The 13,697-nt window shown below is 64.7% G+C and carries 12 protein-coding genes; 3 read left to right on the top strand and 9 right to left on the bottom strand.

Annotation, left to right across the window (positions count from 1 at the left end; all coding sequences use genetic code 11):
* Nucleotides 1-163: 163 nt before the first annotated feature.
* The 5 genes from EOA79_RS22205 to EOA79_RS22185 form a co-directional block, all read right to left on the bottom strand.
* Nucleotides 164-2,713, bottom strand: a complete 2,550-nt coding sequence (locus EOA79_RS22205; RefSeq protein WP_245489915.1) for a glycoside hydrolase family 2 protein — start codon at nt 2,711-2,713, stop codon at nt 164-166.
* 25 nt (nt 2,714-2,738) lie between these two features.
* On the bottom strand, nt 2,739-3,737 hold the full coding sequence (locus EOA79_RS22200) for a DUF1839 family protein (RefSeq protein WP_095823754.1): 999 nt from the start codon (nt 3,735-3,737) through the stop codon (nt 2,739-2,741).
* 1 nt (nt 3,738) lies between these two features.
* Complete coding sequence (locus EOA79_RS22195) at nt 3,739-4,662, bottom strand: amino acid--[acyl-carrier-protein] ligase (protein ID WP_067327933.1); 924 nt, start codon at nt 4,660-4,662, stop codon at nt 3,739-3,741.
* Between the two features lies 1 nt (nt 4,663).
* On the bottom strand, nt 4,664-5,803 hold the full coding sequence (locus EOA79_RS22190) for an acyl-CoA dehydrogenase family protein (protein ID WP_095823921.1): 1,140 nt from the start codon (nt 5,801-5,803) through the stop codon (nt 4,664-4,666).
* 68 nt (nt 5,804-5,871) lie between these two features.
* Nucleotides 5,872-6,117 (bottom strand): acyl carrier protein, encoded by a 246-nt coding sequence (locus tag EOA79_RS22185; protein ID WP_066997751.1) that lies wholly within the window; start codon nt 6,115-6,117, stop codon nt 5,872-5,874.
* Between the two features lie 350 nt (nt 6,118-6,467).
* Here EOA79_RS22185 and EOA79_RS22180 point away from each other — a divergent pair, with 350 nt between their 5' ends.
* The gene (locus tag EOA79_RS22180) at nt 6,468-6,791 is read left to right on the top strand and encodes a hypothetical protein (protein ID WP_067327930.1); all 324 of its coding nucleotides are present in this window, start codon (nt 6,468-6,470) and stop codon (nt 6,789-6,791) included.
* A 27-nt stretch (nt 6,792-6,818) separates the two neighbouring features.
* On the opposite strand, the gene EOA79_RS22175 is transcribed toward EOA79_RS22180, so the two are convergent.
* The 4 genes from EOA79_RS22175 to EOA79_RS22160 all read right to left on the bottom strand — a co-directional run bounded on the left by EOA79_RS22175 (nt 6,819) and on the right by EOA79_RS22160 (nt 12,260).
* A complete protein-coding gene (locus tag EOA79_RS22175) occupies nt 6,819-8,435 on the bottom strand; it encodes an ABC transporter ATP-binding protein (protein WP_095800339.1) in 1,617 nt (538 codons plus the stop codon).
* A 17-nt stretch (nt 8,436-8,452) separates the two neighbouring features.
* Nucleotides 8,453-9,577 (bottom strand): ABC transporter permease subunit, encoded by a 1,125-nt coding sequence (locus EOA79_RS22170; RefSeq protein ID WP_067327929.1) that lies wholly within the window; start codon nt 9,575-9,577, stop codon nt 8,453-8,455.
* A complete protein-coding gene (locus EOA79_RS22165; RefSeq protein WP_066997760.1) occupies nt 9,570-10,493 on the bottom strand; it encodes an ABC transporter permease subunit in 924 nt (307 codons plus the stop codon). The genes EOA79_RS22170 and EOA79_RS22165 overlap by 8 nt, the downstream gene beginning before the upstream one ends.
* A gap of 174 nt (nt 10,494-10,667) precedes the next feature.
* The gene (locus EOA79_RS22160) at nt 10,668-12,260 is read right to left on the bottom strand and encodes a peptide ABC transporter substrate-binding protein (protein WP_095800238.1); all 1,593 of its coding nucleotides are present in this window, start codon (nt 12,258-12,260) and stop codon (nt 10,668-10,670) included.
* 290 nt (nt 12,261-12,550) lie between these two features.
* Here EOA79_RS22160 and EOA79_RS22155 point away from each other — a divergent pair, with 290 nt between their 5' ends.
* Both EOA79_RS22155 and EOA79_RS22150 read left to right on the top strand, forming a co-directional pair.
* The gene (locus EOA79_RS22155) at nt 12,551-12,997 is read left to right on the top strand and encodes a TadE/TadG family type IV pilus assembly protein (protein ID WP_082980554.1); all 447 of its coding nucleotides are present in this window, start codon (nt 12,551-12,553) and stop codon (nt 12,995-12,997) included.
* 23 nt (nt 12,998-13,020) lie between these two features.
* The coding region (locus EOA79_RS22150) for a pilus assembly protein TadG-related protein (protein ID WP_245489914.1) at nt 13,021-13,697 on the top strand (677 nt) is incomplete at its 3' end.

The following is a 13,697-nucleotide window of genomic DNA, read 5'->3' as shown; positions in this document are numbered from 1 at the left end:
GGCAGACCGTTTTCGGCCACCTTGTCAGCCAGAAGCCGCAGGAAACGCCGGCTGCACAGGTCCTCGTGGCCATGCGCCCCGGCGATCACGACACCCCGGCCGCGCCGCCCGGTTCCCCTGCCTTCATGAAGCCAGCCGATCGTGTCGGCGAAGACGACCCCCTTCATGCCACGCTCCCGGCAGGCCGCAACGAACGCATGATCTCCGCCCTGGTCTCTACATTGTCGGCTTGCGGCGCATCGTAGGCCACCTCGCGATCGCCATTCAGCGCCGTCACGACGCCGGCCGGCGTGGCAGAGGCCGGCCCATCCAGGCCAATTTCCTTCACCGCGCCCGGCATCAGGTGGAAGCCGTTCTCGCGCGGGAAGAACAGCCCATCCTTGATGGCGACGTGATAGGCGGCGCGCTTGCAAGCGAGCCGCAGGCGCCAGCCGTCTCTGCCGCGCATCAGCCCTGCCGACAGGCCGACATCGCGTCGCGCGGTCATGACGCCGGGAAGCACATGAAAGGCTTCGGCCAGGATCTCGCCGTCGCGGTCTTCCAGCCTTGCCACGGTTACCTCGTGCCCCGCTGGGCCGAAGCGATAGGCGTAAGACAGATCAAAGAAGGCGCCGAGCAGCGAGAATGCCGCAAGCGACTGCGCCCCGCGCGCCTGCAGAGTGACCGGCCGGCGCGCCGCCACCACCGGGGTGACGCCGTCGCGCAGGCAGGCAAGCGATAGCGTCGCCTCGACTGCCCTTGCCGTGTCATTGACGAGATGGACGCTCAGCCCGTTGACGCCCTCATCGCTCAGCGTCAGCCGGAGCGGCGCGAAGGCGCGTCTCAGCGCATGCCAGACCGATTTCGGCCGACCGGCAGAATCGACGACGCCCCACCCTGCTCCCGGGAGCAGATCCTTCCAGAAGAACACCAGCGCGCCCGCCGTCGGGGAGGCCGGTCTGCGCCATTCATCGATCGTGCGCTCAACCACCTCGGCAATGACAGCGCGCGAGAGGTCGAGGTAGCGCGCTGGATCCTCCATGCGCAGCCGGCGAGCGTCGACGCCGAACAGCGTCTCCAGATAATGCTCGCGCACGTCCTCGAAGTCCCACGACGCACCTGCATCGCGCGGCACGCCGGCCTTCCAGCGCGGATCGTGGCCGGGCGGAACGGGCAGATGCTCATCGAGCGTCGCCTGTTCCGGCACGTTGGCGAAGGCGAGGCATTCGCTGGCGAAACGCACCTCCGCGCGGCGCGCGTCCTCCAGTGGCCGGCAATAGGCGCCGACGCCATAGTAGTGCGTCGGGCCGCCATCCGCGGCGAAGGGCAGGCTGCCGCCGGAGGGCGAGGAGGACACGAGCGCCAGATCGGGCAGGATCGCCTGCGCGGCCGGACGCACGACATCGTCGAACCAGGGTGTCGGATCCATCGCCACCGGCATGCCGAGCATCGCGGCCTGCTGCGCCACCTCGCTGCCGCCGCACAGCACCGCCAGCGACGGCGAATGCCGAAGCCGCCCCAACAGGTTCTCCACCTCGCGCGACAGCGCCGCCCGCCAGGCCGCGCTCTTCGCCGGATAGTCGAAATTGGCAAGCATCAAGTCCTGCCAGACCAGAATGCCCATCTCATCGCACAGCTCGTGGAAGGCATCGCTTTCATAGGCGAAGGTGCCGCCGACCCGCAGCATGTTGACGCCGGCTTGGCGCGCGAGATCGAGGTCGGGCTCGATTTCGGCTCGCTCGCAGGGCAGTCGCACGGGATCGGAGGGCGTCCAGACCGCGCCGCGGCAGAACACCGGCACGCCGTTGACGACCAGGCGAAAATCGCGTCCGTCAGCACCGCGATCGATCTCGATGCGGCGGAATCCGACTCGGCCCAGCCGGCTGCGCACCGTGCCCAGCGTCGCCATGACTTCGTGCAGCGCCGGCTCGCCATGTCTGTTCGGCCACCATGGGGCGACATCGGCAACGGCCAATTCCGCCGTCAGCCGGGTGGGTGTCTCGAACTTGAGGGGCGCGCGCACTCCGGCACAGCTGACATGCGCCGTTTGCGCATTGTCGAAGGGTTCGGCGAGGGTTATCGCAACGGCAAGATGCCCGGTCGTGCCGTCGAGCCTGGCGCGCATGTCGGCATCGAGGATGCGCTGCCTGCCATTTTCGTGGATCAGCTTGACCGGACGCCACGGCCCGACGACATCGAAGCTCGGGCACCAGCCCGGCATATGGCCGATCAGGGTCGTGCGCACCAGCCGCAGCCGCTGATCGTCGATCATGCGAGGGCGCCAGCGGGCGCGTGGACCGATCGCCGTTTCCAGATGGCGGTCGAGACTGCGAAAGACGATGGCGAGCTGCTCGCCCCCTGAAAGGCTTACCGCAGCCTCATGGCGCTCGAACATCGAGGTCGAGGTGAACAACAGCCGATCGTCAAGCCAGACCTCGGCGACAGTCGCCAGCCCCTCGAACACCAGCCGCACCGGACCGGTCGCGTCGAGCCTGCGGCTGTACCAGACATCGCGGTCGTGCAGCCGGGTTGGCTGCTTGCGGTCCCAGCGGCCATGCTTTTCCAGCGTGGCGGCCGCCGTGCCGGGACAGGCCGCGTCCAGCCATTCAGCATTTGCGTCGATGTCATTCGGCGAAGCCCAGGCGCCGGCTGCGGAGACGGCCATCCGCCACCCCCGATCCGGCAATCCGGCAGTGCCGACGATCGACACCGTGGCGTCCATTCCCCCACCCATGCTCAAATACGCCTCGGCCGGCCCGCTAGGCCGCCTTGGAGGCGACATCGGCCATGCGGGCGTCCAGCACGTCCATCACCGTTTCGTAGGCCTGCGCCATCGGCGCGATTGCTTCCGTCAAGCCGTCGAAGCGCTGCCGCGCCATCGCGCGGGCGAGCTTGAACTGCATGACCTTGGCGCCCTCGGCAATGTTGCCGGCGGCTTGCACCGCCTCTGCCAGGCAGGTTTCGCCGTGCTGCCCCAGCCATTCGAGATGACTGCCAAGAAGTTCGAAATTCGCGCCGACCTGCCGCAGCGTGTTGAAGGCATAGGTGTGGAAATAGGCAGGCGACTTCGTCGCCAGCCTTTCAGCGTGGCGGCCGAACGCGGCCGCATAGGCGTCGAGCGGATTGCGCTTCGGCCGCCGCTTCAGGTGATGCGTGAGCAGCGCCGCCGCGGTCCCGACCGCGTCGCGGGCCGGGCGCGTGGCGTCGAGCTTCACGAATTCCGCGTAAGGAAACAGCGGCAGGTCGCCCGCCGACACACCATCCCATTGGCCGAAGATGCCGTCATAGTCTTGGCCCTCGAGCGCGAAGTAGCCGTCATTGTGGAAGTAACGCATATGCCGCGACTCGGGATCGAGCGCATTGATGCCGACCGTGGTCTTGGAATGGCCGCGGCGGTAGGTGATGCCTTTGGTGTCGGGCAGGTAGAAGGCATCGACCTCGACCAGCGGCAGCCGGCCGAGCTCGACTTGCGTCAGCACATGCGTCTCCAGCCGTTCGAAGACCGCCAGCTCTTGGATGTCCAGCCCCGCCAGCCTCTGCAGGTCGGCGGTCGGGAACTTGAAGAACGTGAACTGATCACCTTCGAAATCCTGCGCCGCGGTGAAACCGAGCGCTGCGACCGGATCGTGCCCGGTCGCGTGCAGAACCTCGATCAGAAGGTCGACATAGCAGTTGGTCTGCGGCCACCGCCTTTGCGGATCGTGCAGCCAGTGCGGCCGGTAGCTGGCCGGATCGAGGCCGGCGATCGCTCTCAGCATCTCACACGCTCCAGAGCACGTCGCGGACCGGCGCCGGCCAGGCTTCCGCGTCCGGCCCATGGTGGCGGAACAGCGCCAGCGCCACGCGCTCCAGCCCGAAGCCGACGCAGGCCGAATGGCAGAACTCCCCGTCGGCGAACTTCAGGCCCCAGGTCTGGCCAAAATGGTCCTGGTGATAATTGAAGCTCAAGCAGGCGGTCGGCTTCTCGATGCTGGTCACCGGAATCAGCAGCTCGAATTTCAGGCCCTGATCGCGCTGGTTGTTGGCCATCATCCTGCCGCCGCGGCCGAAGAACGGATCGTTGGCAAGATCGACCTCGCAGGGCAGGTCGAGCGACTCGATCATGGCCCTGCCGCGCTTCAGCCAGCTTTCGCGGAACGAGCGCACCTGCTCGGCCGTACCGATCTTGACGAACTCGCGCATGCGGAAGAGCTGCATGCGCGCCGGGTCCTTCGACGGCTCGTGGCGGAAGCAGTAGGAGGAGAGCTCGAAAAGCAGGCCCTGCGCCGGCACCGGGCCGCGCGCGGCGATGGTGGGATAGAGCGGATAACAGGCGGCGGGTGTCAGCGCGAGGTCCGTCGCCTTCTGCAGCTCCGTCCAGTCTCCGCCGTCAGCCAGCATGCCGAGCAGCTGCGCATGCTCCCGCTCGCCGCCCATGAAGGAATGCACGCAGCCGGCAAGCTGCGGGAAGCTCTTCATGTAGCCGCTCTTCTCCAGCGTCGCGCGGCTCATGCCCGGCGGAAAATGGATGCGGGTGGCCTTGTCGGGCGCGCCGAGCCGGGTGACGAGACGCTCGAACCGCTCGATCACGTCCTCGAACGCGCCCGAACGGCCATAAAGGCCGTCGACGCCGGATTCGAACAGGATGCCGTTCTCGAACAGGCTGTCGAGCAGCGACTTAGAGTCGAATGTCTTGGCGTCCATCTCAGCTCCCCAGGCCGGTGTCAAAGCGGCTCATCAGCATGAGCGTCGCGGTATTGGAAAGGATGCGGTCGTTGGAGATCATCACCGGCGCCGAGGTCACGTCGCGCAGGTGCCGGCCGACGCTGAACGGGGTACCGTTCTTGTAGCCAAGAATGCCGTTGACCAGCATGGCGAGACGCACCACGGCGCCGGCCTTCTCGCTGGCCGCGACCTTCAGCGCGTTGATCTCGGCGGCGAAGCCGATCGAAGACAGCGCGTCGTCGTCGCCCGCGGCCGCTTCGAAGCGGTGGATGGCGGCCGCAAGGTGGCCTTTCATCTCCTGCAAAAGGGCGGCCGCTTCGGCAAGCCTCAGCGCGCCCGGCGGCATGGAGTCGGGCTGCTTGCGCGCCGCCGCCTTGACGAAGGCCTGCGCCCGATTGAAGGCGTCGGCGGCGATGCCGAACCAGGTCGCCGCCCAGAAGATGTGCGAGCTGGCCAGCATCGACTGCGCCGCGATCTCGGAGAACGGCTTCGGGAATATCTGCGCCGCGTCACCCGTGGCGACCAGATGAAAGCCGTCGGAGCAGGTGCCGCGCATGCCGAGCGTGTCCCACACCGACGTGCGCTCAAGCGTGCGGTTGGCATCGGCCGGGATCACCACCATCACCTGATCGGAGCTGGCCGCATCCGGGGCGCGACGCGCCGTGGCGAGGATGGCGTCGGCATAGTTGCCATAGGAGATGACGGTGGCTTCCTTGGTCAGCGCGAAGCGCCCGCCGGCGACCTCGACCGCACAGATCGAATTGCGCAAATTGCCGCCGATGCCGGCCTCCGTCGTCGCCGAAGCCATCAGAAGCTGCTCGTCGGCGATGCGCCGCATATAGGCGCGGTGCCAATCGCTGGCGCCTCCGTGAGTGACAAAGCTCGACGTCTTGATCTGATGCATGGCATAGATCATCGCGCTCGAGCCGCAGGCCTGGCCGAGCTGCACGATGAGGTCGGCGATCTGCATCGTGCCGAGCCCCTCGCCGCCATGCTCGATCGGGATCGCCACGCCGAGCAGGCGCTCGCGCTTCAGCGCTTCGATCGTCTCCGCCGGGAAACGCCCCTCCTTGTCGACGGGGTCGGCATGGCCGGCGGCGATTTCGGCGACGCGGCGCATGCGCTCGGTCGCGGCTTCGGGCGCCTCCGCGAGCGAGGCCGCCTCTATCTTTCTCAACACGTTCATGGCTACGCCGCCTTGCGCGTCAACTGCGAAACCGCATCCGCGATGCTGGCCAGCGAAGAGAAGGTGCGCCGCGTCAGCATCGTCTCGGGGAATTCGATGTCGAACTCCTCTTCGAGCGCCAGCATCATCTGCACTGAGGCGAAGGAGGTCAGCCCCGCGTCATAGAGATTGGCGTCGTCAGCGAGCGCGCCGAAATTCAGCGGAATCATCGGATGCTGCTCGAGCAGCGAGCGTATCTGGTCAATCATGGAGGCCCCACCTTGCGTTGTGCAGCCGGCAATATCGCAGACGCAATGCAACCGTGGCGTTAACGCCGCAGAGCAGTTTCAACCATGCCTAAGGATCGGTAACGGACCGCAATACAATTTTACGGCTCTCGATTCGGACGGACCTCTGTCCGGCGTTTCTTGTGGCTCTGTATCCGCATCGATATCAAGCCACGCGCTTTCGCCGCCGCCAGCCTTCCGCAAAAGCCTGCCGTCAATCAATCAATCAGATAAATGGTCGACAATAGGCCCTCACTTTGGCCTAATGGTTGCCGCTATCCCATTCGAGAGCTGCTGGACGATTTTTGGAACGGCGAGACCGGGGTAAGAGTATGAAGTTCACGCTGCGGGCTCTCTTGCCGTTGACCTTGATCGCAGGCTGCTCGTCGAGTGTTGCGTCGATCAATCCGGCGAAATACGACGGGATGAGCTGCGCCGAGCTCAACAGTGCGCTCGGCGACACCGCCACCGATATTTCGCGGACGGCGATCAGCCGCGGCAAGGTCGCCAATACCAGCGTGCCGACTTGGCTGCTCGGCGGCGAGCGCGTGAAGACGGTCGTGGCCAATCGCGATACCGCCAGGATCGAGCGGCTGCAGCAACAGCAGCAGGCGATCATCACGGCCAGGAAGAGCCGCTGCCCGTCCTCGCAGTGACCAGGGCGTCGCCGAGCAGCGGAAGTCTCAAGCGCTGATGCGGAACCTGGTCGTATCGATCGCCGCCTTCATCAGTGTCTGCGTGTAGGCTTCCCGCGGATTGCCGAAGATCTCCTCGGCCGGCCCTTCCTCGACGATCTTTCCCTGCTTCATGACGATGATGTAGTCGGCCATGGCGCGCACCACTGCGAGGTCGTGGCTGATGAAGAGGTAGGACAGTCCGTGGTCCGACTGCAGCTTGCGCAATAGCTCGACGATCTGCTTCTGCACCGAGCGGTCGAGCGCCGAGGTCGGCTCATCAAGCACCACCACTTTCGGCTTCAGGATCATAGCGCGGGCAATGGCGATGCGCTGGCGCTGGCCGCCGGAGAACTCATGCGGGTAGCGGTTGCGCGCGTTGGGGTCGAGGCCGACCTCGCGCAACGCCTCGACGGCACGCTGGTCGCGCTGTTTGCCCGTCAGCGAAGGCTCGTGCACCAAAAGCCCTTCGGTGATGACCTGGCCAACCGTCATGCGCGGCGACAGCGAGCCAAACGGATCCTGGAAGACGAGCTGCAATTCGCGCCGCAGCGGCCGCATCGCGTGGCGGTCGGCCTCTGAGATGTCGCGGTCGCCAAAGCGGATGACGCCGTCGCTGGGGAGCAGCCGCAGCAGCGCGCGGCCGAGCGTCGATTTGCCGGAGCCGGACTCGCCGACGATGCCGATCGTCTGGTTGCGCTTCAGCCGGATCGATATCTTGTCGACGGCCCGCAACATCAGCGGCTCGCCGCCGAGAAAACCACCGCCGATCTTGAAGACGACCTCGACGTTGCGGCCTTCGAGCAGCACGGGCGAATTGGCGGGCGCGGCCGCCTTGGTGCCGGTCGGCTCGGCGGCGAGCAGCATCTTGGTGTAGGCGTGCTGCGGATTGGCGAAAAGCGCTTCCGCCTCGCCCTCTTCCACCACCTCGCCCTGGCGCATGACATAGACGCGGTCGGCGAAACGGCGGACGATGCCGAGATCATGGGTGATGAAGACGATCGCCATGCCGAGCTTGCGCTGCAGTTCGGCAAGCAGCATCAGGATCTGCGCCTGAATGGTGACGTCGAGCGCCGTCGTCGGCTCGTCGGCGATCAGGATGTCGGGATCGTTCGCCAAAGCCATAGCGATCATGACGCGCTGGCGCTGGCCGCCCGACATTTCGTGCGGATAGGATTTCATCCGCCGCTCGGGATCGGGGATGTGCACCAGTCTCAACAGCTTCAGCGCCTCCTCACGCGCGGCCTGGGCACTCAGGCCGCGATGGCGGCGGATCGGCTCGATGAGCTGGTTGCCGATGGTGTAGAGCGGATCGAGCGAGGTCATCGGCTCCTGGAAGATCATGCTGATCTTGCGGCCGCGAACCTTGTTGAGCTCGCTCTTGGTCATCTCCAGGAGGTTGCGGCCGCGGTAATCGACCTGGCCGGTCGCTTCGCCATTGGAGGAAAGCAGGCTCATCGCCGCCATCATCGTCTGGCTCTTGCCGGATCCGGATTCGCCGACGACGGCGACGGTCTCGCCGGCATTGACCTTTATGCTGATGCCCTTCACCGCCTCGACCGTGCCGTCGAGGGTCTGGAAGCGGACGCGCAGGTCCTTGACGCTGAGGATCGTTTCGGAAGCCATGTCGGCGATCCCCATCCTTATCGATCTTTGGGGTCGAGCGCGTCGCGCAGGCCGTCGCCGACAAAGTTCAGCGCGAACAGCGTCGAAACGAGGAAGAAGGCCGGGAACAACAGCAGCCAGTTGGCATAGCCGATGTTCTTGGCACCGACCGAAATCAGCACGCCCCAACTCGTCATCGGCTCCTGCACGCCAAGCCCGAGGAAGGACAGGAAGCTTTCCAGGATGATGACCTGCGGCACCAGCAGCGTCATGTAGATCACCACCGGCCCGAGCAGGTTGGGGATGACGTGGCGCACGAGGATGCCGCGCTGGCCGACGCCCATCGCTTCCGCCGCCTGAACGTATTCTTGCCTGCGGATCGACAGCGCCTGGCCGCGCACGATGCGCGCCATGTCGAGCCACAGCACCGCCCCCACCGCCAGGAACATCAGCACGAAGTTGCGGCCGAAGAACACCACCAGCATGATGACGAAGAAGATGAAGGGCAGCGAGTAAAGCACGTCGACGATGCGCATCATCACCTCGTCGACCCTGCCGCCGGCAAAGCCGGCCGTCGCGCCGTAGATCACGCCGATGACGCCGGCGACGACACCGGCAAGCAGGCCGATCGCGAGCGAAATGCGCCCGGCCATCAGCGTGCGAGACAAGAGATCGCGCCCGGTGTTGTCGGTGCCGAAGAAGAAATACTGCTGCTTGACGGCCGAGCTCATGGTCATTTCGAGCCCATCGGGCGACTTGCTCTCGATCTTCGTGTCGTCGAAGGCGTCGGAGCGGTCGAGATAGCGGATATTGCGGTCGTCGATCGGCTTCTTGGAGGTGACGGTGACGACGACGCGGCTGCCGTCTTGGTGCCACTCCTTGATGTCGACGCGCATGCGTTTGATCGCGTCGCTCAGCGCACCCTGGATCATGTCGGGCTTCGGATAGGCCGACAGGCTCGGCGGCGTGCGCACATAGTCGCCGTAGATGGTCGTGTATTCATGCGGCACGACCATAGGGCCGAACACGCTGATGACGGCAATGAATGCCAGATAGTAGAGGCTGAACATGGCGGCGCGGTTGCGCTTCAGCCGCGCCCAAGCATTGCCCCAGAGCGAGCGGCCGACGATCGGCTCCGGAGCGGCTACGGCAAGCTCAGTCATAGCGCACCCTCGGATCGACGACCGCATAGAGAAGATCGACGATCAGGTTGAAGACGATGGTGAAGAGCGCGATCACCACCACAGTTCCCATGACCAGCGTGTAGTCGCGGTTGAGCGCGGCGTCGACGAAGTAGCGGCCGACACCTGGAATGGAGAAGATGGTCTCGACGATGATCGAGCCGGTGAGCAGCGCCGCCGCCGCCGGACCGGTGAAGGAGACGATCGGCAGCACGGCGCCGCGCAGCGCGTGCTTGACCACCACCGACCAGTCGGAGAGGCCGAGCGCGCGGGCGGTGCGGATGTGGTGCGAGCGCAGGCTCTCGATCATCGAGCCGCGCATCAGGCGGGCGACGATGGCAATCTGCGGCAGGGCAAGCGTCAGCACCGGCCCGACCTTGTTGATTAAGGCGCCGTCGCCCCAGCCGCCGATCGGCAACAGCTTCCAGGAAAGGCCGAAGACGAGCTGGATCACCGGCGCGGTGACGAAGGTGGGGATGGTGCTGCCGGCGGTGGCTAGAGCGATCACCGAATAGTCGGCTATTTTATTCTGGTTGAGCGCGGCGATCGTGCCGAGGATCGAGCCGAGCAGCAGCGCCAGCACCAGCGCCGAGGTACCGATCTGCACCGAGATCGGCAGGCCCTTGGCGAAGAGTTCGGTGACGGTGAAATCCGGCAGGTTGTAGCTCGGTCCGAAACTGCCGCGCAAAAGATTGCCGAGATAGTGGAGATATTGCAGCCAGAGCGGATCGTCGAGGCCGAACTGGGCTTCGAGATTGGCCCTGATTTCGGGGCTCAAGCCCCGCTCCTGGTTGAACGGGCCGCCTGGCGCGACGCGGATCAGGAAGAACGCCACCGTCACGATGACGAACAGCGTCGGGATGGCGGTCAATAGCCGCCGAAAGACATAACGCAGCATCGGCGCCCCGCTTCAGCCAGGGCGACGGCTCTCCAGACGAGATCGTGGCGCGCTGGCATCTCTGATCTTCGCACCGCGATCGCCGAAAATCCAATGCGACTTTCGGCCCGGCACGACGACAGACCGCGGCCGCCGCCCCCTAAAAGAGAGCGGCGGCACGGCCAAGGTTCCTTGTCAGTCCTTGGAGATGAAGCGAGACGGATGAATGTCCATCACATTGTCCTCGAAGCCATGCAGCTTGGAGGAAACGATGTCGTGGTAGCTGTAGTAGAGCAGCGGGATTTGGCCGACATCGTCGACGAGGATGCGCTCCGCTGCGGCGAGGTCCTTCATGCGCTCCTCAGGCTTGCCGCCGGCGGCGGCTGCCTTGTCCATGGCGGCTTCATAGGCAGGGCTGTTATAGTTCGAGTAGTTGTTGCCGCTCGCCTTGCGCGAGATGCCGAGGAAGGTCTCCGGATCCTTGTAGTCGGCGATCCAGGCGGCGCGGGCGACGTCGTAGTTGCCCTTCTGCTCGAGGAAGCCATAGTGGGTCTTGGTGTCGGTGTTGAGCAGCGTCACCTCGATGCCGAGCGGCTTCAGCTGTTCCTGGATGGCGACCGCGGTGTTCTTGTGGTTCTCCGAGGTGTTGTAGCGGATCTCCATCTTCAACGGATGCTCGGGTGTATAGCCAAGCTTTTCCAGCACTTTCTTGGCCGCATCCTCGCGGTCGATCTGAGACATGTCGGCGTATTTGGCCAGTGCCGGCGTGTAGCCCTCGATGCCCGGAGGCACCATCGAATAGCCGGGCAGCATCGAGTTCTGCCAGACCTTCTCGGCGAGGAAGTCGCGATCGATCGCCATCGAGATGGCGTTGCGCAGCTCGACGTTGTCCCAAGGCGCCTTATCGGTCTTGACCGCATAATAATAGGTGCCGAGATATGGCCCCACACGGATCTGGTCACCGAATTTGGTTTTGAGATCGGCGAGCTGTTCGGTCGGCAGGTCGCCATAGCTGTCGAGTTCGCCGGCCTCGAAGCGCTTCATCGCGGACGAGCGATCCTCGGTCGGGATGTAGTTGACCACGTCGAGCTTGACGCTCGCGGCGTCCCAGAACTTCGGGTTCTTGACCAGTTTCATGTGGTCGTTGGGAATCCACTCCGCCAGCGTATAGGCGCCGTTGGAGACCAGCTTGCCCGGTTTGATCCAGTCCGCGCCGAGCTTGTCGATCGAAGCCTTGTTGACCGGATAGGTCGCCTGGTGGGTCAGCATCTCCAGGAAGTAGGGCGTCGGAGCCTTCAGCGTGACTTGCAGAGTGTTGGCGTCGATCGCCTTCACGCCCATATCCTCAGCCTTGCCTTTCTTCGTGTTGAAGTCCTCGGCGCCTTTCACCGGATAGAGCATCGAGGCGTATTCTGCAGCGGTGGCCGGGTCTTCCAGCCGATGGAACGAGTAGACGAAGTCGTCCGCCGTCACCGGGCTGCCATCCGACCACAGGCCGTCCTTGCGCAGCTTGAAGGTGTAGACAGTGCCGTCGTCGGACACCGTCCAGCTTTCGGCGGCGCCCGGAATGAGGTTCGTCTTCGGGTCATGCATGACGAGGCCCTGGAACAGGTCGCGTATAATATCGGCCTCGTAGACCGTCGACGTCTTGTGCGGATCGACCGTCTCCGCCTCGGCAGCGGATCCGCGATTGTAGACGGTCTCGGCAAAGGCGGGCGTGTAGAAAGCACCGGTCGCCAAGGCCATCGTGGTGGCGAACACGGTCGCCTTCAGCAGGTTTTTGAGCATGAAGTCTCTCCCTTGTTGGCGCGGCCCCTCAACCACGCCTTGAGTGTTGACGCCCCGGAACCGTCAACGGGTCCCTTTTGAGCGCGCCCCGGTTCCCTTCCGGCGGCTGGTGGCGGGAGACTAGACAGAGGAATATCTTATTTCAACTGCCCGCTGCTTGACGTTGAGTGAGCAGCGTTTCGCTAAAACAGCGATATCTAAAGCTTAGGCGTCCCGTTCAACTGTGTGCACCTTTCGGTTGTCCCAGCCGTTTTCTGTTTTTGCAAGCAGGTTTTGGCATTCTCCGGCCCATGCTGAAGAACCGAAATTTCCTTGCTCCTTGGTTCCGTTTCCGGGCTGACGCCGCGGGCACGTCTGCGGTCGAATTCGCCATGCTGGCGCCGATCTTCATCCTGCTATTGCTCGGAATGGTTGCATACGGAATCTATTTCGGCGCCAGCCATTCGGTCCAGCAGATCGCCGCCGACGCGGCGCGAACGGCGATCGCCGGCCTCAACCAGACGGAGCGCCAGGCGCTGGTCACCGATTTCATCAGCCATGACGTCGCCGGCTATGCTTTTGTCGACCCGAAAAAGCTGACGGTCGACGCCAAGGACAGTACCGTCGACGGCAGCCAGTTCATCGTCTCAGTCAGCTATGACGCGCGCGACCTGCCGATCTGGAGCCTGTTCCGGACGCTGCCGTTGCCGGGCACCACGATCCAGCGCCAGTCGACGATCCGGGTCGGAGGCATATGATGCGCTACTCCGCGGGGAGAGTGATGGACGCTGCGCGACGGCTGATCGCCGACCGGCGCGCCAATTTCGCGGTTATGACCGCGCTCTGCACGCCAGTGGCGCTGACGCTGACCGCGTTCGCGATCGATGAGGGCTCGCTTTATAACGAACGCCGCGCCGCGCAGTCGATCGTCGACCTCGCCGCGATCACCGCCGCCGCCAACATCAACAAAGCCCAGCAAGCCGTGCTGACGACGCTGAGGGACAACGGAATCACGTCCGTCGCCGTGCAGCAGCAGGGCACCAAAATCGAGCCGACCGGCAGCAAGGCGGTCGTCGAGGTCGTGCCCGGACGCTATTCGGGGGTCAGTTCCATCGCGGCCGGCAGCCGCTTCGAAGCGGGCAAGCTGCCCTATAATGCCGTCCAGGTGTCGATGAAGAAGCTCGGCACGCTCTATTTCGCCGCTTCGGTGATGGCCCCGCCGGTGATCGGCACGACAGCCACCGCAAGCGCCCAGCCCGCAGCAGCATTCTCGGTCGGATCGCGGCTCGCCAGCGTCAATGGCGGCATCCTCAATGCGCTGCTCGGCGCGCTTCTGGGCGGCAACCTCTCACTCAGCGTGATGGACTACAATTCGCTGATCTCGGCCGATGTCGACGTGCTCTCCTTCACCGATGCGCTGGCGACGCAGCTGCGTCTGACCGGCGGTACCTATTCGGA

It is taken from the genome of Mesorhizobium sp. M1A.F.Ca.IN.020.03.2.1, from assembly GCF_004023205.1.
Lineage (GTDB): Bacteria > Pseudomonadota > Alphaproteobacteria > Rhizobiales > Rhizobiaceae > Mesorhizobium.
Note: the sequence above shows the minus strand (reverse complement) of the source record. Positions and strands in the feature narration are given on the sequence as shown.

Coding starts and splice junctions, on each gene's coding strand:
- EOA79_RS22195 (WP_067327933.1), bottom strand. CDS start 4,662: ATGGACGCCAAGACATTCGACTCTAAGTCGCTGCTCGACAGCCTGTTC.
- EOA79_RS22160 (WP_095800238.1), bottom strand. CDS start 12,260: ATGCTCAAAAACCTGCTGAAGGCGACCGTGTTCGCCACCACGATGGCC.
- EOA79_RS22170 (WP_067327929.1), bottom strand. CDS start 9,577: ATGACTGAGCTTGCCGTAGCCGCTCCGGAGCCGATCGTCGGCCGCTCG.
- EOA79_RS22200 (WP_095823754.1), bottom strand. CDS start 3,737: ATGCTGAGAGCGATCGCCGGCCTCGATCCGGCCAGCTACCGGCCGCAC.
- EOA79_RS22190 (WP_095823921.1), bottom strand. CDS start 5,803: ATGCGCCGCGTCGCCGAAATCGCCGCCGGCCATGCCGACCCCGTCGAC.
- EOA79_RS22165 (WP_066997760.1), bottom strand. CDS start 10,493: ATGCTGCGTTATGTCTTTCGGCGGCTATTGACCGCCATCCCGACGCTG.
- EOA79_RS22185 (WP_066997751.1), bottom strand. CDS start 6,117: ATGATTGACCAGATACGCTCGCTGCTCGAGCAGCATCCGATGATTCCG.
- EOA79_RS22175 (WP_095800339.1), bottom strand. CDS start 8,435: ATGGCTTCCGAAACGATCCTCAGCGTCAAGGACCTGCGCGTCCGCTTC.
- EOA79_RS22180 (WP_067327930.1), top strand. CDS start 6,468: ATGAAGTTCACGCTGCGGGCTCTCTTGCCGTTGACCTTGATCGCAGGC.
- EOA79_RS22205 (WP_245489915.1), bottom strand. CDS start 2,713: ATGGGTGGGGGAATGGACGCCACGGTGTCGATCGTCGGCACTGCCGGA.
- EOA79_RS22155 (WP_082980554.1), top strand. CDS start 12,551: ATGCTGAAGAACCGAAATTTCCTTGCTCCTTGGTTCCGTTTCCGGGCT.